We start from the raw sequence: 20903 nt of genomic DNA on the forward strand, positions 1-20903 counted from the left end.
AACGGCATCTGGGCTCTCAAACCGATCACTGCATAGCAAGAGGGTGAGCCAGCTCATGCCGACCCACCCATCAAGATCTTCAGGACATTCCTAGGCCGGTGTCGGGGCAGATGCCGCGGGGGCTGACGATCTTGCCGGGGCCGGGACGCCGGTGGGTGACAAAGACTGGACCGCGGGCGGCCTTTGAGCAGGCGAGGGAGCAGCCGGGCGGCGCCGGCGTCCCAGTAGACGGTCTCCAGCACGAAGTCCTCGCGGGCCTGGCCGCGGCGGCGGGTCTTGGCGCGGGCGCCCTTGGCCTTGACCCGCGCCTGGCGGGCGATCAGGTCCAGGTCCTCGATGTTGAGGGTGAGGATTTCCTCGGCCCGGGCGGCGGTCTCGTACAGGAGCCGGTAGAGGGTCTTCTCCCGGATGCCGACGTCGCGGCGGGCGATCAGCCGGTCGATCGCGGTCTTGGAGTGGGCGGGGGTCTGGCTGTCGGGTGCGGCCAGCCGCTAGGCCCAGGCGGGTACGGCTGGTGCGGTGTGGCCGTGCTCGCTGCACCAGGCCAGCCAGGACAGTACGGCGGCGCGGCGGGCGTTCCAGGTGTTGACCGCCGCGCCGCCCCACAGGGCTTCCAGGGCCTCGCCGATCTCGTCGTCGGCCACTGCCGAGAGCGGGCGGTGCTCGCCGAGCTGGAGCGCGATCTTGCCGACGCCGGCGGCGTAGGCGCGCACGGTGTTGGGATTGGGCAGGGTGTCGAGGAAGGCGTCGGCCGCGGTGCGGACCGTCAGGCGCTGGGCGGCCGACAGCGACGTCACGGCGGGCACGGCGTCCTCCTTGCCGCAGATAACAGGGGCGCTTCACGTAGCGGCTCGCCTTCATTGCCGCAGGTCGTGATCAGCGATCCCCCAGATAATAGAGTGTTATCTGTGGCGAGGCTATGGCCTGCGACTGTGTCTCCGAAGCGGGATGAGCGACAGGCGGACGCCCTCGGACACACCCTCCGCATTGGTCAGCGATCCCCCAGGGCTCCGGGGTTCTCGCGTTTTCTGGCTTGATGTCCGGTTCGGTTAGGTGATGCCGAGGGTGGTCAGGCAGCGATGCGCTTGGCGGGCGTGGTCTCGGTGGCTTTGGCGATGTTGGTCGCTCCGGCGGCTTTGAGCAGGCCGATGGCCAGGGTGCGCAGGGCAGACATGACAGCGGGGCCGTTGCCAGTGCGGATGCGGCTGGAGTCTTCGCGGTAGGTCACGTCTTTCACGTGGTGCAGTGCCTCGACCTGCCAGTGTGCGCGGATCCAGACGGCCAGCTCGGCGGGGCCGGCCTGGTGGGTGGCCAGGCTGGTGATGGCGTAGACGGTGACGGTTTTCCATCGGCCGCCATGCCTGGGGCGGGTCTTCCGGATGATAGCGATCGCCTGGGCGGCATACGGAAAGGCGATGCCGGAACGCACGGTCAGCACCTTGAGCTGACGGCGTTCAGACCGCCCGTGCCCGTGATGATCCTCACTGTGCATGATCGGGGCTTGCCGCCACAACAGGCCCTTGACCTGGCGATACAGGTTCAGTTGGTTCTTCTTCACCACCAAGATGTAGTGGGCGCGCTTGTTCTCGACCAGGAAGGTCGCGTGCTCACGCTGAGTGTGCAGCGCGTCCACGGTCACCACAACGCCGGCCAGGTCGAGCGGGGCCAGCATCGGAGCGAACGCGGTTATTTCGTTACTCTTGCCGTCCACCTCGGTCTGGGCCAGCAATCCCATGGTGCGGGCGGTGACGGCGGTCAATACGTGGGCTGCGCGGCCGGTCGCGTTGCCGTGCCTCGTACCGCGCAGTGCCTTTCCGTCGACAGCGACATGCCGACGTCCGCCCACCGAGCGGCTCACCGGGTTGTGCAGTGGCCCGTCCTGCTGTTCGCCCGCTTGTTCGCGCTCGGCGGTCAGGTCGGTCAGCCAGCTGCCGCACGCGGCGGCGAACGCGGTCGCATCCACCGCTTCCAGCAGGTCACGCACCGTGGACTCATCGGGCGGGGAGCAGCCGTGGGAGTAGGTGGGTAGTATCACGCCTCACGCCGGGGCAAGTTGTAAGCGCACCGGCTCGGTCAGAGCGGCGCGGGCTCCGGCGAAATCGGCCAGCCGGGCCGAGGCCGTCGCGATCGCCAGCCGTTCCGGCAAAACAGCGGAGAACTTTAGCCCAGCAACGGCGCGGCGGTCGACGTCGGGCAGTACCAGGAGTTCCCCGTCGCCCACTCTGCCGCGAGCCTCTCGCCAGGCGTCGGGACTCAGGTCCTGACGCAGCCGCACGGAGAAGTCTGTCGGCCGCTGGATCGGGTCGGCGATCGACGGCAGTGTGGCAGTGAGCGTTGCGTTCGCGCGGTATCCGGCCCAAGTCCACCAGTGAACGCCGTCACCTGCGCGGGTGATCAGTGTTCCTCCAGGATGCACGGTGCCGGGCGCCTCCTCCTCTCGCCATTCGGCGAGCTTGGCCTGGGCACGGCGAGTCAATGACACCGGTGGATCCGCCCCAAGAAGGACCTCACGCATCGCTCGTGTCAAGCTGTAGGACAGTCCGGCGATGCCGTAACTCGTCCACTTGGCGACGCCACCGCCTTCGGCCGGCTCGACGAAGGCCCGTTTGCGCGTCCAGTCGATGAAGGTCACCCGCCAGCTCCGGCCACCGAGTAGGAGCAGGCGCGGTCCCGCTCTCTCCTCGGTCAGCACCGAGGGGTCGGTCTGCCCGATCTCCTGGCGGCCAGCCAGCACGGTGAACTGCGGTGGTTCCGTGAAGGAGGCAGTCAGCTCGATGAAGTGGCGTCGGCCGAAGCGTTCGTCGGCCTCGGGACCGATGAACAACAGCCCGCCGTCCTCGTTGAGAAACCCCTTGTCAAGCATGTGCCGCAGGATGGGAGCCGCCGAGCGGTCAAAGGGGGCCAGGCTGTTCCACTCCTCGGGCCACAACTGGTCGCCGATCCGGTGCTGCTGGAGGGTGACGGCGAGCAGTTGCTGTGCCACTATGTGGCGTGGTTCCGGCGGTGCGGTCACTGGTTCGACCCACCCCCGTCCCCACAGCAGGAGCAGCCCCGCGGCCTGGAGCAGCGTCTCTCCTCTGGTTGCGAGGAAGAGGCAGTTGCGTACGGTGCCGGTTCGCCGTCCGGTGCGGCCGATGCGCTGCAGGAATGATGCGACAGTAGTTGGTGCGTCGATCTGGATCACCCGGTCCAGGTCGCCGACGTCGATACCGAGTTCAAGCGTGGAGGTGGAGACGATGACGCAGTCGCGGGCCTCCGCGAAGGCGCGCTCCGAGCGGGCACGCTCTTCTGTGGAAAGCGAGGCGTGAGAGAGAAACACATTCACCTCGCGGGCGCGCAGAGCAGCGCCGAGCTGCTCCACCTGCCACCGCGAGTCGCAGAACACCAGCCGTTTCTCGCCTTGATGCAGCGAGGCGATCAGCTTCGCGGCATTGTCGAGCGAGCCGACATAGTCGAGTTCGACGTCGCTGGCCGGGTGAGAGCCTTCCGAGCCGGAAAGCTCGGAGCCAGAAGCGTTTGAGCCGCGCGCGGCCGCGACCGCGCGCGGGATGTCGGGTGCGACCACCTGACCGATCCGTTTTCCGGCGCCGGATCCCTGCAGCCACGTGAGCAGTTCCTCCGGATTCCCCACTGTTGCTGATAGGCCGATCCGCTGAATGGCGCGGTTGGTCACGCGCTCCAGCCGTTCCAGCACGGCCAGCAGGTGCCAGCCGCGGTCGTCACCGGCGAAGGCGTGAACCTCGTCGACGACCACCGCACGGACGTGGCCAAGTAGGTGCGTGTGGTCGGTCTTCACGCTGATCAGCATCGCCTCGAGAGACTCGGGGGTGGTGAGCAGGATGTCGGGTGGGTCGGTCCTGATCCGCTGCCGCTGCGACGCACGGACGTCACCGTGCCAGAGCGCGGCCCGGCGTCCGAGCCACTGGGCGTAGGAGTCGATGCGCGGGAGGAGATTGTTGAGCAGTGCCTTGAGCGGGCACAGGTAAAGCACCGATGCGCCGGTCCAGTGTTGTTGCACCATCATGGACAACAGGGGGAAACAAGCGGCCTCGGTCTTGCCCCCTGCGGTCGGGGCTAGCAGAACCGCGTCCTCACTATCCATCAGCGGCCTGATCGCCGCGCGCTGCAGCGAACGCAGGTCGGGCCAGCCGAGGCTGTTCACGATGTGGTGCAGGACGACCGGGTCCAGTCTGTCCAGGGCGTCACCGCGGTCCGCCATCACAGGTCCAGGTCGACATCGTCGGCCGAGGTGGCCAAATTCCGTTCAGTGTCAGTGAGTTCGCTGCTCTGCATCGTCAGGGTGTAGTGCTGCCGGGGATCGAAGTCCTCGAACTGGTCGATGCGGTCGAGCACGTCGCCGACAAGCTTCTTCAGAAACAGCCGGGGAACTACGCCGACCTTGCCACCCAGGGCCCCGCCGACCGCCCGTGCCAGGTCGGTTATATACGCGTCGTCGGCGAGGTCCTTGATCCTTTGCGGAGCATCGGCTCCGGCGGTGTAGAGGTCGCGGACGGTCACTCCTAGATCCACCAGTGATTCCCGGGTGAAGCCAGGCAGCCGGATCTGCACCGCGCGCGGATTGTCGAAGCGCGGGTCGGCGGTGAAGTTGGTTGCCAGCCGCTGAGACAGAGGCGCGAGGCGCTGTGCTCCCTGCTGTCCGTCGTAGAACGCAGGGGTCCCAGTGATCATCAGATACAGTCCGGGGAAGCGGCCCGAGTGCACCTCGTCGATGAGCTGCCGCAGTGCGTTGAGCGCCTTGTCGCGTGCGTCGGTACGTACCCGCTGCAGGGTCTCGACCTCATCCAGCACAACGAGAAGCCCGGGGTGTCCGGAGTCGCGCAGCACGGTCAGTAGTCCCTGCAGGAAGCCGAGTGCGCCGAAGTGGTCGAGGTCCCCCCGCACGCCTGCGAACCGACGCGCAGCTGAGGCGACGTGCGGCTGCCCGCCGAGCCAGGCCAGCACCGCGGCGGCGGTGGTCTCGTCTCCGACGGCGAGCGCGGCCCGGTAGCCGCGGAGCGCGGGTGCGAAGGACGGCGCGTGCCGTGACACCTCGGTGAGCCGGGCGGCCAGTAGCTTCTCCACCTCGGTAGACAACTCGTCCTCGTCCGCCCCGGCCGCGAGGGCGTCCTCCTCCAGCGCGTAGAACCACGCGTCCACCACCGACCGCAGCGCGCTCGGCGGGAAACTGGCGGTGGAGAGTCGCTCGGTCAGCCGCCGGTAGACGGTCTCCAGTCGGTGCAGGGGCGTCTCGGTCTCCGAGACCTGGATCTCGGCGACGGCGAAGTTCCTCCGTTTGGCCCGCTCTCCTAGCCATCGCGCGAAGAACGTCTTCCCGGATCCGTACTCTCCTCGCACGGCCTTGAACACTGACGCGCCGGAGCCGACCGCGTCCAGTTCGGCGTCGAGCGCCGACTCAAATCGGTCGAGGCCGGTGGCAAGCATGTCCAGTCCGCTCTCAGGGACGGCACCGCGCCGCAGCGCGTCAATCACCGCGCGCCGGCGCACCGCACTGACCTGGGGGAAACGAGGTGGCGGAGCGGTGTTCACGCCTGCCAGCCTCCCATCGTGCTCGTCATGCCAATTCGAACTGGTCTCGCAGCAGTCCCGTGTTCAACCGCAGTGTGCGCCCATCGGGCAAGGTCTCCAGAACCTGCACTCCGTCATAGTTGAGTAGCTGGCGCAGGACGGCGGCAAAACCGTCGGCCCGGCCCGCCGGGTAGCCGACGCGCTGAGCCAGGGCGGTGACCGGGAGCGCACCGGTGTCGGTCAGTGCCCGCACCGCCGCTTCAACCTTGTCCATGGGAGGCTTGCGCGCCAGCAGCGACACCTGAGCCCGGAAGATCTCTGACGCCAGCAGAGCATCTACCAGGGCGTCAGCGGGCGATGTCAAGCGAGGAGTGAGAAGGGCCTCGTCGCCTCCTAGCTCAAGTACCACATCGAAGAGCGCTTCACCCATCGCAGCCGGCGCTTTCGACGCCTTCGAAGCGCGCCGCTTCGGCTCCGGCGCCGCCGTGGGGACCAGAGCGGCGGGGCAGGGGGTCTCCGACTCCTCAGACCACCATGCCGGACGTTGGTCGCCGAGTTCACGCCAGCCCTTGGGCGGCTCCGCGCCGAAGGGCAGGAACGCCAGGATGGGGATGGTGACCTCGGCCAGCGAGGCTCCGCCGTGGTAGCCGGCCTTCTGCGACGTGTAGCGGGAATCCGCGTCCCACAGCGCCACGATCGAGGCACCCGGGTCCGGCCACACCACCCGCGGGCCGGACAACGCGACCTCGTTCTCGCACAGCGAGCCGCCGAGGGTGCGGTGTCGGGCGGAGGCGATGCCGTCGCCGTCGATCTTTGCGCCGTGGCGGTCCACGACATGCCCGTGGTCGCTGGTGAGGATCACCGCCATGCCCTGGGCCGCGGCAACACGCAGTAATTCCCGCAGCTTTCCGATCTGGTCGAGCCGCCACGCGCCGTCGCCGAGCTTCTGCTCTTTGGCGAGCCTGTCGTCGATGGTGTTGAGCACGACCGCCACATGTGTCTGCTCGTCGGCGAGGGCCTCGGTCAGTTCCGGCCCGAACGCGTCGCCAGCGTTCTCTCCTCGCAGGTCGTCCTTATGGAAGATTGCGGCCCGGATCCCGCCCCAGAATCGGTGACCGGGGAACAACCGCTTCTCGTCAGCCTGTGCGCCCGTAACCAATTTCCCGGCGAACAGAGACGTCCGTGAGATCGCGGTCAGCGTTGGGAGGGCGGCAGCCATAGCGCGCCGCCTCGGTGGTTGGTCCGCAAGGTCCGGCACCGGGTCGTACTCGGCCCAGTGCCGGCGGAGTTCCTCACCCAGTTCGGTGGCGATCGCCGCGCTCATTCCATCCAGGAGCAGCAGCAGCGTGCGCCGCCCCGTCTTCGCGGCTACGACCGGTTTCACGACGCGGGTAAGGAAGGACTCCACGGTCAGCATCGAGCCGGCCTCCGTACCCGCCGCAGTCCAGGTGGCGAGCGTACGCGCGAAGGTCTGGTCGATTTTGCGTCGTTGCTTGCGCACCCGGGAGCCCAGCGTGTCGTAGGCGGCTTTCAAGTGGGGGTTGGGGTCACCCCCGGCTTCGATGTGCTCCAGGGCCTGGTCAACCCAGCCGGTTTCGGCGATGTGGCGTTCGATTGCCGCAGCGACCGTCTCAGCGCCGGTGGGTGGGTCAGTGGCAAGCCACCGCGCGAGCCGCTGTCCCATCCGCGTCCGCTCAATGCGCACTCGCACGTCCGGGCCGGCCGCCAGGAGATGAGCGTCCAGAACCTGTACGGCCTCCGTGAGTGTCTTCGCCTTCCCAGCAGCCAGTGCCTGCCCAGCATGCGCGAACCGGGCCTCCAGCCCAGCCACCAGTACTGGGCTGGCCTCCACGGCGGTCTCGGCGCCGAATTGTCGGGTCAGGGAGGCGGCCCGGTCCAGCACCGTGCCCGTGATCCGTCTTGCCTCGCGCGCCGTGTCCTCGTCGCCCCCTGTACGGCCCGCCTCCAGCAGGTTGATCATGAACTTCTCGCAAGAGCCCGCGAAAGCGGCAACGAGCGTGTCGAGGGCTTCACCGGCCGCGTACGCCGCCTCCCCGAACCACCGCTCGGCCCGCCCCCGCACGCGGTACGTCTGGGTGTCTGCCTCGGCGTGCAGCCACAGTGCCGCGCACACCAGCCCGAACGGGACCGCGTCAGCGCCGTGCTCGGCCTCCGCCAGTGCGAGCAGCGCCCGCCCAGCGAGGCCCGCCTGGTCCTCTTCGCCGAGGAACGCTGCAAGTCCGGTGCGCTCCGGGCCGCGCAGCATAAGCAGCCGCTCCAGTGCGCCAGGGGCGAGCGACCATCGCAGCAGGGTGTGGGTGTCCAGGCCGTCATCGCTCCGGGCGCGGCCGGTTGCCAGCTCCCCTTCAGTGTCGTAGCGGCCGAGGCGCAGGCGGCGCAGCGCGAGCGCCGACAGCGCGGTACGGCGGGACAGTATCCCTCCGGCGAGCGGCGGCCATCCGCCCGGGGGTGTGGCGTCGAGGAGGGCTTCGGCAGCCCAGCCGTCGGCCCTCAGACGAGAGTCGATCTGTTCGGCGCCGAACGCGTCCCGGACGACGCTCCAGCCGTCGACTGTCTCGATGCGCTGCTTGTGTGTGCGGGCGAGGATTGCCGGGTCCAGTTCGCTCTGCTCCCGGTCGGTCAGTACCACCAGCACCGCCGGTCCTGCGGCGTGCGCCGCTAGGTGGCCGAGCACCAGTTCGTGTACGGCCAGCGGCGAGGGAGCGACCGCGATCCGGGCTCGCCGTTCCTCGCCCCAGGCCAGTTCCTCAGGCCCATCCCATTCAGGTGCTGAGCGCAGCAGCACGACCCGCCGCCGCTCGCCGCCGGTCAGGGAGTCCGTCAGCGACGACTGGGCGGACAGGAATTGGGCGACGGTTGCGGAAGTGAGCCGCATAGCGCCTGTGTACTCCTGGATAGGACCTGTGACCATCAGTCCACGACCCGCCAATGGATCTCGATGTTGGCGCCCGGGTTTGTCTTCGCCAATTCGGCCAGGTCAGACTGCAGGTCGATGGCCGCCTTGGCCGCCGTCGTGCGTTTCGTTCCTTGCCGGCTCCCCCCGCTGGAAGTGCCACCGCCAGGGATAGGGATGGTTTCGGAGCCGGTGTTGGCCGGCACACGGGGATGGCTCGAAGGCGTGTCCAGGTCCACATCCACCGCTCGGCGGCCCGGCGAAACGGGTAGAGGCTGGTTGCGCTTGACCAGCGCGGTGACCTCGCGGCGGGTTCTGTCCAGAGCTCCGATGAGGTCGGCCGTCAGTTGATCGGCCTGCGCGACCCCGCGCAGGGACTCCAGCAGTGCCTGCCCTTCGGCGCCCTGTCCCTCGGCCAGCTCCAGCGTGTCCCAAGCCGCTGCCGTCAGCGCTTGTGTGACGTCATGCGCCCGCGTGATGGAGGTACCGTAACGCTCGGCGCTCATCTCTCCGAGATCGAATCGGGCCAGTGACTCGGTGATCTTCTTCGCTCCGCCTGCCCCTGCTGCTCCCTGACTGACGGCCAGCAGTTCCTTCAGCAGATCACGGGAGCGACGGGCAAGCGTCAGGCGCCCCTTCTCGTCGGTCTCGTCCAAGGCGAGGAACGCGGCGTGCGCCTCCAAGCGGCGAACCAGCTCCGCCGCGGCTTCCTGGCGCCCTCGGGCGCTCTCGACGATCTGCCGAGCGAACTGGTTCACCATCCGCCCACGTCGCAGCGCCGGTGCCTTGTTCCCAAAGATGGCCTCGTATCGCCCCCGGGCTTCGATCCAGTCATCCTCACTCGGCAGTGGCTGGTTGCGTAGCGCATCACCCGCCTTGACCTGTGATAGCTCCGGCGCTGGGTCCAGCGGGACCCCTCCGCGCACCCACACACGGTCGTCCATCTCCGCGAACGCGGCGATGACCAGGTTGGCGAGGAACGGCTCCAGCCCGCGCTTGTTCGGCTCGTCCGTCCAGTCCACGAGAGTGATCAGACTGAGGTCCCCGGTGAAGCCTTCACGCTGCGCCATCCGGCGGAAGTGATCCACCCATCGGGTGGACAGCTCGAAGTATGCCTCCTTCTGGTGCCCGAGCTCCAATTGCTCCGCCACCCGCGCCATCAACTTGCGGTCCTTCTCAGGGACCTCGACCCGCCGGTCGCGGGCCTCCGCAGCCGTACGTATGTGAGCGAAGACGATCCTGGCGTCAGCCGGTTTCACCGCGACGCCAGTGCCGTCCCGGTCCAGATTCGGGTGCGCGGGGAACTGGTGGGCGAGCAGCTTGCTTGCGATGTCCCTGATGGCGTCTCGCATCGGTTTGGCGAAGGAGAGGGTCAGGTTGCCGATGTCGGGCAGCGCCACAAGGTGGTCGTCGAAGTCCAGCTCTACGTCGGACGCCTTCTTGTCCGCCAGACCGTACGCCTGCTTGAAAGCCGTCTTCACCTGTCTGAGCAGGGCTGCGTGCTGGGTCTCCAACATGCCCTTGGCGCGAGCCCGGTTGTCGGCGTTGAGATGGGCGGCGTATTGCGTGGCGAACCGGTGTTCGTTGTCGAGCGCCTTATCGATGACGAGAAGCCTGTGGAAGTCCGCGAACCGCTGAGCGGACAGGTGGGTGGGCACCCAGGCGACTGTGCGGGCGGGCTCGCCCTGCCGCTCCCGCAAGGCACGCATACGGTTAACGTCGTCGACGGGACCGTACGCCCCCTCATCGAAGGGCAGGTCGACGACGATACGCCACCGACCGTCGAGCTGCGGCTGCAGCTCGTGGTCGGGCAGGTCGTCCTCGTCAGCGATGTTGCCGAAGATCACCTCTGTTGAGCGGTTGGAACCGCGCCAGACGAAGTTCAGGTCGTCGGCGCCGAGCCTGCCGTCCGACCGGTCCACGCCCAGTTCATCGGCGAGCAGCCGCTTGACGAGTGCCATCCGGTTGCCTGGGTTGTCGTTGACGGCGGCGTTGGCGATGATCGAGTCGACGTCGACGCCGGACAGCTCCAGCCGCACACCCGCGTTGGCCCCGGTACCGGTCTCCTTGATCTCGGGGAAGCGGGCGGCCCACTCGGCCACCTTGCTCTTGATGATGCCGACCTCGCTGCCCGGGATCGGCGCAGTTACCGAACCATGGTTGAGCGCGCCGAGGCGGCGGTTCGTCAGATCGCTGAGAGCGGGCACGCTGGGCGCGAGCGCCGAGAGCAGCAGTGTGCAGATCAGGCGGTTGTCTCCGACGAACGACTTGCAGCGCTGGGTCAAACCAGAGTCGGTGACGCTCTCGGGCCGGTGCACGTACCGCTCGACGTCGTCCTCACTGACGTCGTATGAGGTCAGCAGGTACGGCCGGAGCTTCGTCTTGTACAGCTTATCGGCGGCTTCGAAGACCACCTTCAGGCTGTCCACGAACGGCTTGTCACCACCATCGGCGAGCACCGAGTACAGGTCGCCCACCGGGACCAGATCCCCAAGCCGAAGGTCGTCCCGGCGACGGGCGAGTAGCTGGCCCATCAGCTTCAGACCAGTGCGAGAGCGCTGCAGGGCGGAGGAGATGTGGACCAGCGTGTCCATGAAGGCGGGCGAGAAGGGATAGGTCAGCCGGAACGACTCCTCGTCCGCCCCCGTCATCCCCTTGTCCGAGCCGAGCAGGGTGTCCCACACCTGCGGGCCGACCTTCTTGGTCCGCTCGAATGCTGCGGCGATCAGCGCCTCCTGGCCTGGCCTGGGCTTCAGCAGGCGGGCGTGTGCGATCCGAGGGAGGTCCCGGTCCTCAAGTGTGATCTTGTCGAACCTTCCTGAGGCGAGGTTCAGCGTGTCCTGGATCGACGCCTCCGCTGCGCCCGAGACCTCCTCGCCGACCAACTCGCGCAGATCGCGCTGGCGGGCGATGAACGACACGATCGGGATGGCCCGCCTGGCGTCCCCGCCCTCCACAAAATTCGTGATCTTGCTGGCCTCGCGGGCCACGAACCTTTGGTCGTGGATGAGCGTCGCCAGCCACAGGATCAGCTCGTCCATGAAGAGGATTAGACCGTGGTAGCCCAGCGACCGGGCATGCTCCGCGATGACGGACAGGCCGGCGTCGAGAGAGATGAACCCGTGCTCGTCCTCGGCCGCGTTCTTGGCGAACCCGGGCAGCAGATAGGTGCTCGCGTCATGTACGAGCTTGGCCCGCAATTCGGCCGGGGTGTTCGGGTGCACGAGGTCCAGCGGTGTACTTCCGTCGTGCGCCTCCTCGGCGGAGAGCGCCGCGTCGAGCAGCGCGGGCGTCCAAGCGAACGACTCGCCCCACTCGTCGTACTCATCCACCTCCCCGCCGCTGTAGCCCAGCCCGCTGATGACTGCCGCGTCGCCCATGCTCTCCCGCATGGCTCGGATATCGATGAACAGCGCATCCGTCCGGTACACCTGCGGGATTGTCGCGTCCGGGTGCAGCTTCTTGACATGGCTGACATATCCGCCCAGCACCCGCTGTTCCAGGGCCTTGGCACCGAGCATGTGGTACGGCACCAGTAGGAACTTCTTACCGTCGGTGTCCAGCCATTCATGCTTGGCCAGCACGGGATCGAACTCGCGGCGTGCGCGGGCTGCCGAGTTCCCACTGAGCAGCGCGTACAGCACGGCCATGAAGTGCGACTTACCGGAGCCGAACGAACCGTGCAGGTAGGAGGCCTTCGAAGTGCGCCCATCGAGAGCGGACTTGATTAGCCCGAGTGCCTCGTCGAAGTTCTCCAGCAGTCGCTCGGTGACGACGTAGTTCTTGAGGGCGTGCTCGGCCCCCTCGGTGGTCACCGCCTCGGCGAGGCTCAGCACGAAGTCCGAGGTGGAGATGGACTCCTTGATGTCGATGACATCCCTCAGAAGTAGCTGCTCTGCCATGGACTGTCTCGTTCTCCTTCGCTACCTGTGCCGTTAGTTCTTGCTGGCAGTACGCCGCCTGCGGGCCACCGCGACTGGCCGCCAGTTCCGCAGGTCGTCGTCAGTCAGCCCGTGCTCGCCTTGAATCTGCTGCCGATAGGCTGCGAAGAACTCAGCAGGGGAGCCGCTATACATCGCGTCGAACTCGTGGTGCCACTGGTACAACCACGGCTGCAGTTCCAGCAAACCCGCCAGGAGCGGCGTGATCTCCTCGGTGGTCTGGGCATGGTTGGTGAAGTACGTGGCGAGCGCCTGTGCCTGCTCCCGATGATCCCAGCCAGCCCAGCCGTACAGGTCGGGGGCGGAGTAGGAGATGAACCGCTCCTTCGGCACGTCGAGCTTCCCGCGCGCTCGCCAGTAGGACGGCTTCACGAAGTCAGCGGAGGTGTACTTCGGCGGCACCAGGATCGACTCTTGGATCTTCCGCTTGGTTGCCCCATTTTCGGCAGCGTCTTCTTGACGCTGCTGCTCCCAGACGAGCTCCCAATCGTCGCGCTTTTTCAGCCCGGACGGCTTGTAGCGGAGGGCCGTAAGGAACGGCACGTGCTGGTCAGCCATCAAATCGGCAACCACGGCCGCCAACTCCAGGCGCGGAGCGTAGAGGCCGGCAACGGAGACGAAGTCCTCGTCACGGGAGAGGGTGTCAACGAACTGAGCAAGCGTGAGGATGGCGGGCTGCCCGCTCTCGTCATACCAGTGCTCACGCCTCTCGATCCGCTCCAGCAGCCAGGACCGCAGCGCCTTTTCCTGGAGCGCGTCCCACCCCTCGGTCGCCCACCGCCTCTTGTACTCCGGCCGCTCAATCATCCTGATAGCCCGGGATGACTCGATTGCTGTGATGCGCCTTTGCACGACCTGCTTATACGGCTCAGGCCAGTGGGCCGGAATCTCTGTGATCATCGTTGATCCGTGCCGCCTGAACCACTCGTCGGACGCCTCTCCCATGGCCACCTTGCGGGCGAGCACGATTTCGAAGGTCCGCTCTCCAAGGGCCAGTTCAGGAATGCGGGCCTTGTCAGGGGCGCACAGGTCCTCCGGGCTGAGGTCGTAGAGATGATAGACCTGCCAGTCCAGCTCTTCCTGGAGGGAGATCATTTTGGCGCGGATGGAGTGCCAAGCCTTTCTGGCATCACGGAGAGCAGCAGCGGTGGGAGGTCCAGTACAAGTGATAGCCGAAGGGCCTGTGGTGGCCAACTCCCTAGCGAAGTTGTCTAGGATGGTGGCGATTTCCGTGGGGTATTCAGCGGGGAGTGGAAATTCCTGTAGTTTCGTGCCAGTGAATTCGTAGAAGCGTTCCCATTCCTGCGCCTTGAATCCTTCGTTAACCCCTTGGCTGCCCTTATTGTGACTCACCATCTTGAGCCAGAAGCATGCAGCAGAGCTGTTTAGTAGTCCGAGTAGCCCGAGATGCTCTTCTATGCTCGCCCCCTCTCGCAACTTGATCACTGGCGCAGTGCGGATAAATACCTTGCCGCCTCTGTCCAAGCTAAAATGGTTGTGAGTTGAGACGAACGGAAAAGCTATCGAGAGCGGGAACTGATAACGCTTCTTGAAGAACATCGAATACTCGAACCAATTGAGACCACGCTTCAACTGGGTCATCCCGAATGCCGTGCGGCCCCTCAGATGTGCACGGTACGGCCAAAGAAACGGTTCGGTCATTGGAGACGCTGCCGCACTAAGATCGGCTTCACTATAAGGCCAAAGCGACATCACGGGATCCCAGATAAGGAAGTCTCTAACTTCGGAGCCTTCAACAAGTGGCCGTTGTTGGCTCCGCGGAATGCGATGTCTGCGAAGCGCGCCAGCTCCGACCATATAAACGTTGTCTTCGCGAGTTACCGCTCCAGCGCCGATGTCATCAATCGCTGTTGACAATCTCATCTGCGCCCGAGACTCCAACTGTTCGACCATCTCTAGGCCGCCATCTGCCAGAATCCACGGCTGTTTCCCAAAGTAACGTTTGCGTCCCAGGTCGTCTACGGACACCCAATGGCTAACCGAGCCCGGCTTGTCTATCTGGTTGACAATGGCACGCCAGACTAGCCCGTCCTCGCCATTCTCTGGCTCGGATGGCTCACCCTGGACGTTCCGGACTGTGCGGACGACCTCCGACCTGCCACTACCAGCGCGGCATCTACCAATCAAAATAACCGTCGGCGTGCCGTGCCCCGGTATGTACGCCCCCGAGGTGTCGATGACCTCTGTCAACTCGACAGTGTGCGCGAAGAACTCCTCAATTAATTTCGTCCCGAACTCACGCTTCATGAAGGAGTTCGCCGTGATCTGGCCAACCATGCCGTAGCCGCGCCCATCCGCATCACCCTGCTTAGCCAGCTGGTAGAACAGCTGGGCGAACGGCACCGAAAGTGCGTACGCTCCCGCACAGGCGTTGTAGCGCTCCCGGTACTTCTCGTTCAGTTTCTTGTCCTTGACCGTGATGTACGGCGGGTTGCCGACCACTACGTGGTAACGCTCTCGCCCCAGGATGCCCGGGTGCTCGTGTATGTCCTCCACTGAGTAGGCGAACTCCGCCAGTGGGTCGCGCGGTACTTCGTCGCCCAGGGGTAGCTCGAGCTGCCGCTCCCTTATGAGGGAGTCGCCGATTGCGAGATGAATTGGCCAGTCGTACTTAGCGGCGTCCGCCAACGTTCGCATTCCTGCTGCCGACATCGCAACGACCAGCAGACGAAACCGGGCGATCGCGACCGCGAACGGGTTCACGTCCACCCCGTGGACGGAATCCAACGCCGCCTTCACTCGCTCGTACCGGTCGGCATCCGGCCGACGGTCGGCCCAGAGTCGTGCCAGCCGACGGAATGCGCCCAACACGAAGTGGCCCGATCCGCAGGTCGGGTCGATCATCTTCAGCTTTTCGAAGCCGAACTCTCGCACCGCAGGGTCCATTGCTCGATCGAGGATGAACTCCTCCACGAACTCCGGCGTTTGCAACAGTGCGTACGTCTTGCGCGCCGCCTCCGACAGGTCCTGGTAAAGGTCTCCGAGGAAGCGGGTGTCCCAGCCCTGCGTGCCGCTGTCGTCCAGCGGGTCGGTGAAGTCGTGGACGAGCACGCCTGCCTCGTCCCGTTCCCGCCAGAACTCCACCAGCGTGCGAGCGCCGTCGTGCGAGAGCGGGATCTGGAAGAGCGGGTTGTGCACCCGGTCGAACAGCAGCTTGCCCGCTTGGCCCTCGCTCAGCTCCGAGAAGGCACGTTCCAACCAGCCGCGATACGTGGGATCGAGGTCGTCCTCGACATACGCCTCGTACCGCGCCTGCGCTAGGTCCCGGCGCTCGGCGTCTGACGCGGTGAGGTACGGCTCAGGGATCAGCCGATTGTCCTCGCAAAAGCGCACGAAGACCGTGCCCAGCACCCAGGCCACTGCGATCTGGGTGATGCGCTCGTCGAGCCAGGAGGACCAAGTCGCCGCCGTACGGCCCAGTGTGCGCGCCTGTTCGTACTCGGCGCGCAGTCGTGTCCCGATCTCTGGCAGGCCCTTGGCCTGCTTGGCAAGGTCGTTCTCGACCGCCTTGACCTGCTGCTTCAAGTCATTCAACAGCGCTTTGCGGTCGATCATCTCGCCCCTTCGGCTGTCTTCTGGCCATTCACGCCGGCTCGGTGCTGATTGCTCACCCACGAGTCCGATAGTTCGATCCACTCGCCCAACCCCGCCTGGTATGGCACGGCGACCCTGCCCAGCCGGGGCTCGCGCCCCGGGTCGCCCTGCGGGCAGAGGAGCCAGAGGCCGCGCCTGCCCTGTCGGGCTGCCGCCGCGAGCCGATCGAGCACGCCCATTGCGTCGTAGCGGGCGAACACTCCGGCGTCCGTCAGCAGCACCGGGCCGGTGCCGGTCTCCAGCAGCTCTTGAATGTTGCGTTCGATCCGGCCCCAGGCCGTGCGGGCGTACTCGGCGAACTTCAGCGCCGCCCGTGTGCCAGGCTCGGCGACATCCGCGCGGAGGATTGTCTCCCAGGTGGGCCTCGTGCCCGGCGGCACCAGCTCATGCATGACCTGGAGGAACAGCTCGGTCACGGAGACTTCCTGCGCCTCGAACCTGCTGGACGCTTCCGAGATCTCGGAGACGGCTGCCCGGGTCAGTCCCGCGCGTACGGTCAGCACACGGAAGCCGTCTCGCCGTGCCGAGGCAGCGAGCCGTTCCTCCGTGTGGGCCGCACTGGCGATCTGCGGATCGTCGGCGTACCGAGTGATGCCGGCGCTGGCCGTGGTCTGCCGCCAGGCGCGCACGGTGAGGTAGCTGGAGGCGATGTCCATGCGTGTGGGCAGATAGCGCAGGGTCCCGGTGTCCTCCCGGGTGGACAGGGCAAGGTCGAACCCGGCGTCCCGCAGGGCCTTGGTCAGCGCACCTCCGGTCGGCAGGTCATGCCCGCCTCGGCGGTCCGTCAGCTCGGGGAAGCGGGCGCGCACTCGCTCGTGAACATCGTCGGTGGTAAGGCCCGGCTGCCGTCCCTCAGGCACGCCAGGAATGAGCCGTACCAGACCAGCCTGCGTGAGCCGCAGAGCCCGCACCAGCGCCAGGCCGCGGGGATAGATCTCCAGCCGCGGGGTGGCGGCGGCGTTCCGAGAGGCGGCAACGGCGAGCTCGACCATACGGCGCTCGTCCCACTCGATCGCACCCGACGGAGGGGGGATCGCCCCTAGCTCGGTCAGTGCGGTCGTAGCGGTCGGCAGCGTGTCGAGCTCTGCGAGGCGGTCCGCCACCCGACCCAGGCGATTTGCGTATTCGAGCAGACCAGGAGCGGAGGGGGTGTCAGGGGCGTCATCGTCGCCGACCTCCAGCGCAAGTAGGCCCGCGCCCATCGCCTCATCCACGGCTTCTCGGTTGGCGGTGTGCCGGAACGCGCTCTCCTCGGGTGCGAGCTGCTCGACCTCCACGACGGCCCGCACGGCGGCCAGGGCCAGGGTCCGCCGCTGCTCGCGCCCTTGCAAGCGGGTGCCGCGCCGTACCGCCAGCGCGTCCGCGATCTCAGCAGCAGAGGCGACTCGGCCGAGTGCGAACAGCAGTGAAAGAATCTCTTCCCGCAGCGCCTGCACGGCCGGAAGCTTCTTCCATCGCGTCCGCTGTGCCTTTAGCATCTGCGGGATACGTCCACGACTCAGGCCGAGGGCGTCGGCGACATCTTTCTGCTTCGGCCAGACGCCGATGCCGGGCAGCTCGCCCCGTACGTCGGGCAGGCGCAGCAGCAGCCGCACCATTTCGACCTCGTTCTGGTTCGACCCATTCTTCTTCAGCTCCGGCACAAACAGCGCAGCGAGGGTGTCGAGACTGACAGAGCGCAGGGCACGCTGGGGAAGGTCATCCGCGCCAGCGGCGACAGCGAGGGTGTCCACCAGGGTGGACTCCGCAGCGCTGAGCCTCTCCAGCTCTTCCTTCGCGGCGCGGCGGCCCTCGGGGGTGAGCGGAGAGAGGGGCTCCTGGCGCAGCCGCTCACCCCACTCGCGCTGGCGGCGCTGGATCTCGTTGCGCGTCTTGGCGCCCAGTCCAGGGGCGTTAACGAGGGTGCGCTGGCTGTAGTCCAGTAGCTCGCCCACGGTCGTCACGCTCAGGCCGTACAGGAACGATTCGGCGGCCGGGGTCAGGCCGGCGGCTGACAGGTGTGTTTCGCGGGAGACCTCGGCAGCGAGCCGGTCACGCTGCTGCTCGGCGGACTCCGGCTCGGCGTTCTCAATCGTCGGGACGACCTCCGCCGAGCTTGCCTGCTCGGCCGGGGCGAGCGCTGGGTGTCTGGATATGCGGGGGCCGGACGGTGCCGTCTGCGCCATGTCCAGAAAGATCTTCTTCCAGGCGTCCCGCATGGGCCTGAGGTCCCGGAATCGTTGCCCAGCATCCCTGTGCAGGGCCCTCCGGAAGAACGCGACGAGCCCGTCGCGGACCGCAGGGTCGAAGGCGTCAGCGGCGATCGTGGGGAACCGCCACTCCTCGGGATCGGTCTGGCGGGGGGAGACCTTGCCGTCGCCCCATATGGGCAGCTCTCCGGAGGACATCTCGTGAAGGGTGACAGCTAGGGCGTACCGCTCGGCGTGGGCGTCGTACACGGAGCGGGTCAGCGTCCCGATGAAAGGGTCGAGGTAGCCATCCGTCCCGGCATCCGTCTCCTGCACTGGGTATCCGGCCAGCGAGAAGTCGATCAGGACCAATTCTCGGGTGCGGTTAGGGCGAACGCGGATCGCGATGTTGTCCGGCTTGATGTCGCGGTGCCAGACGCCCTCGCCCTCCAGGAAATCGACCGCGCCGAACAGGTAGTCGCCGTACGCATCCAGCTGGTCAACCTGGAGTCGGCCGCGCTCGCGCAGCTGGCGCGCCACGGTCTCCTCGCGGCGGCGCGTTCCGCCCGCGGATTCCCCGTTCTCTTCTGGATCTCGCTCGTCGCCGACATATTCCAGGACGAGAGCCGTGCGGCCGCCGATGACCAGCGGCTCCGGCTCGACCAACCGGATAATGCGGGAGTCGGCGCGGAGCCGTCCCATGACTTCGGCTTCCCGGGCCAAGACCTCGCCTCGGCTGTCGGATAGGGCGACCTTCAGTACGGAGAGTGCGCGGGCACCGCGCATCGCCGGGTCCGCCCGCAGGTCGCGGACGAGAAAGGCGCGGCTCGTCGAGCCGGTTCCTAGACGACGCCGTACCTCCCAGCGACCGGCCAGCACGTCGCCTGCCACGGCCTCCAGCGGATCCTTCTCCGAGGCCTGCGCCATCGCGTCGTTGTCGGCCGGGCCGGAGACGGGGGCCGTCAGCGCGTCCTCGACATACTCCAGCATCTCCAGGAATTCGTCGACCGTGGCGAGCCTCTGCGCCGGTCGGTAGGCGGTCGCGGCCTGGACCAGATCGTCGATGTCCTCCGACAGGCCGTCCACGATCGTGCTGGGTCGCAGTCCTTCCCCAGCCTCCAGTCGCGCCAGCAGCTCGGCCTGGCTCGTGGCCGGGGGCCTGCCTGTCACCAGCAGGTAGGCGAGGACGCCGAGCCCGTACACGTCGAGGGCGATGGGGTCGGGGCTCACCGCGGTCAGCTCGGGGGCGAGGTACGCGTCCGAGTCGTCGGCCAAGTGGATTGTTGACAGAGTTGTCGGGGCGAACCTCGTCATGCCCTGCGATGGCCCACTGCCGTTGCGTTGAGTGGCGATCTGCCAGTCGGAGATCTGTAGGTGTGGGGCACGCCAAGCAGCCTCCTCCCCGATGGTCCTGCCCTCGCTGCCTCGGTCGCGGGGAATCACGTGCACGGATCGCGCGGCTAGCGCGCGGTGATGGATGCGGCTAGAGTGCGCCGAGCGCATCGTCTCGGCCAGTTGCCGGATCAGGGCCATTCGGCCGAGGATGTCGATCTTGTCGCCGTGCTGAACCAGGTAGTCATCCAGGCGCAGGGTCTGAGGGCGGTACTCGAAGATCAGCGCAGGGCCGGCCGAGTGTCCTGAGGGGTCATACTGCTTCAACTGGACGACGCCGGGATGGTGAAAGCGGCGTAGTACGGCCGCCTCACGCCGGGCAGCGTTCTCCACCGAAGTGCGGATCGAAGCGTCCGAGCCACGCTCACGCAGGTAAATGCGAACCCGGGCCACCTCGGGCAGTTCGCTGTGGCGGGCCAGATAGTCAGCCCAGGTGGGGCCGGTGTCGAAGGACTTGCGTTCCAGGAGGTACGGGCCGACCTTGTACTCGGCGTCACTGCGGCGGATGCCCACCTGCTCCAGGGCGGCTTTGACCTCCCGGGAGTCTCTCGGGGTGATCCGCCGCCGGTCGTCGTGCGCTGGCCGATGCAGCATTTCCACGAGCCCGTTGATCGTGTAGACGCCGTTCTGATCGTGGGCGGGCAGGCGAACCCTGAGCGAGGAGTCGGTGAAGCAGACCGCAGCGGACACCCACACGCGCTTGCCGTACTGCCCCAGCAGCGCTCCCAGTTCCTTGGCCTTCTTGTTCACCAGGTGCAGGGGGTTCCCATGGGGGATGCGGCGGCCATCCTTGGTAGTTTGCACCCAAGTGCCGTTTTCGGTGGTGAGGCTGCCGCGCCAGTCCTTCAGCTCGACAATGCACACGCCGCCGGGAGTGACGACGAGAAGGTCGACTTCACGCACGTGCCCGGCGTGTGCAGTGAAGGTGAAGTTCGACCAGGCCCGCCAAGGCTCGGCGTCCGGGAGCTTCTCACGGATGACCTCCAGGCCACGGCGCTCATGGTCAAACTCGGACTCAGTGACTGTGGTCCACCGACCTTCGAGCATGCAGTCTCTCCGCTGTCGTATCGGGCCCTGTCGGTCGCTGAACTGAAGCTGAATTGTCCGCCCAAAGGTAAAGCAACGGCAATAGTTGCGAGCCAAGTCTTTGCGATTGTTGGCGCGTTCGGGAGTTCCGCCGTTGATGCGGAACTCGTTCACATGGACCGAAGCGACGAGACAGGGCATCCTGATCGGCCGCTAGCGGGGGCTGTGATGGCCCTAGAAGTCGCATGTGCCCGTTAAACAGGATTGCGAGGTGTATCACCGAACCCTCATGGTCAAGCTCGTTTGCTACTCCCCGATCCT

The 20903-nt window shown here is 66.6% G+C and carries 9 protein-coding genes; all 9 read right to left on the reverse strand.

The annotated features are described in order from the left end of the window. Positions 1-53: 53 nt before the first annotated feature. The 9 genes from AB0C28_RS52395 to pglW all read right to left on the reverse strand — a co-directional run bounded on the left by AB0C28_RS52395 (position 54) and on the right by pglW (position 20756). The gene (locus AB0C28_RS52395) at positions 54-488 is read right to left on the reverse strand and encodes a tyrosine-type recombinase/integrase (RefSeq protein WP_358084650.1); all 435 of its coding nucleotides are present in this window, start codon (positions 486-488) and stop codon (positions 54-56) included. Positions 489-491: 3 nt separating this feature from the next. Next, positions 492-806: a hypothetical protein gene (locus tag AB0C28_RS52400; protein WP_358084499.1), complete on the reverse strand. Its 315-nt coding sequence runs from the start codon at positions 804-806 to the stop codon at positions 492-494. A 263-nt stretch (positions 807-1069) separates the two neighbouring features. Next, on the reverse strand, positions 1070-1984 hold the full coding sequence (locus tag AB0C28_RS52405) for an ISAs1 family transposase (RefSeq protein WP_358084502.1): 915 nt from the start codon (positions 1982-1984) through the stop codon (positions 1070-1072). A 54-nt stretch (positions 1985-2038) separates the two neighbouring features. Next, positions 2039-4219 carry a DEAD/DEAH box helicase gene (locus AB0C28_RS52410; RefSeq protein WP_358084505.1) on the reverse strand — a complete coding sequence of 727 codons (2181 nt, stop codon included), beginning with the start codon at positions 4217-4219 and terminating at the stop codon, positions 2039-2041. Next, a complete protein-coding gene (gene brxD, locus AB0C28_RS52415) occupies positions 4219-5547 on the reverse strand; it encodes a BREX system ATP-binding protein BrxD (RefSeq protein ID WP_358084508.1) in 1329 nt (442 codons plus the stop codon). Before brxD ends, AB0C28_RS52410 begins: the two co-directional genes overlap by 1 nt. Positions 5548-5572: 25 nt before the next feature. Next, on the reverse strand, positions 5573-8422 hold the full coding sequence (gene pglZ / locus AB0C28_RS52420; protein WP_358084511.1) for a BREX-2 system phosphatase PglZ: 2850 nt from the start codon (positions 8420-8422) through the stop codon (positions 5573-5575). 35 nt (positions 8423-8457) lie between these two features. After that, positions 8458-12342 (reverse strand): hypothetical protein, encoded by a 3885-nt coding sequence (locus AB0C28_RS52425; RefSeq protein ID WP_358084514.1) that lies wholly within the window; start codon positions 12340-12342, stop codon positions 8458-8460. Between the two features lie 33 nt (positions 12343-12375). Next, positions 12376-15957: a BREX-2 system adenine-specific DNA-methyltransferase PglX gene (pglX, locus tag AB0C28_RS52430; protein ID WP_358084517.1), complete on the reverse strand. Its 3582-nt coding sequence runs from the start codon at positions 15955-15957 to the stop codon at positions 12376-12378. Beyond that, entirely contained in the window at positions 15954-20756 is a 4803-nt protein-coding gene (gene pglW, locus AB0C28_RS52435) for a BREX system serine/threonine kinase PglW (protein WP_358084520.1), read from the reverse strand. The genes pglX and pglW overlap by 4 nt, the downstream gene beginning before the upstream one ends. Positions 20757-20903 lie beyond the last annotated feature (147 nt).

Origin of the sequence: Nonomuraea sp. NPDC048892 (genome assembly GCF_040649735.1) — a bacterium.
Classification (GTDB): domain Bacteria; phylum Actinomycetota; class Actinomycetes; order Streptosporangiales; family Streptosporangiaceae; genus Nonomuraea; species Nonomuraea maheshkhaliensis.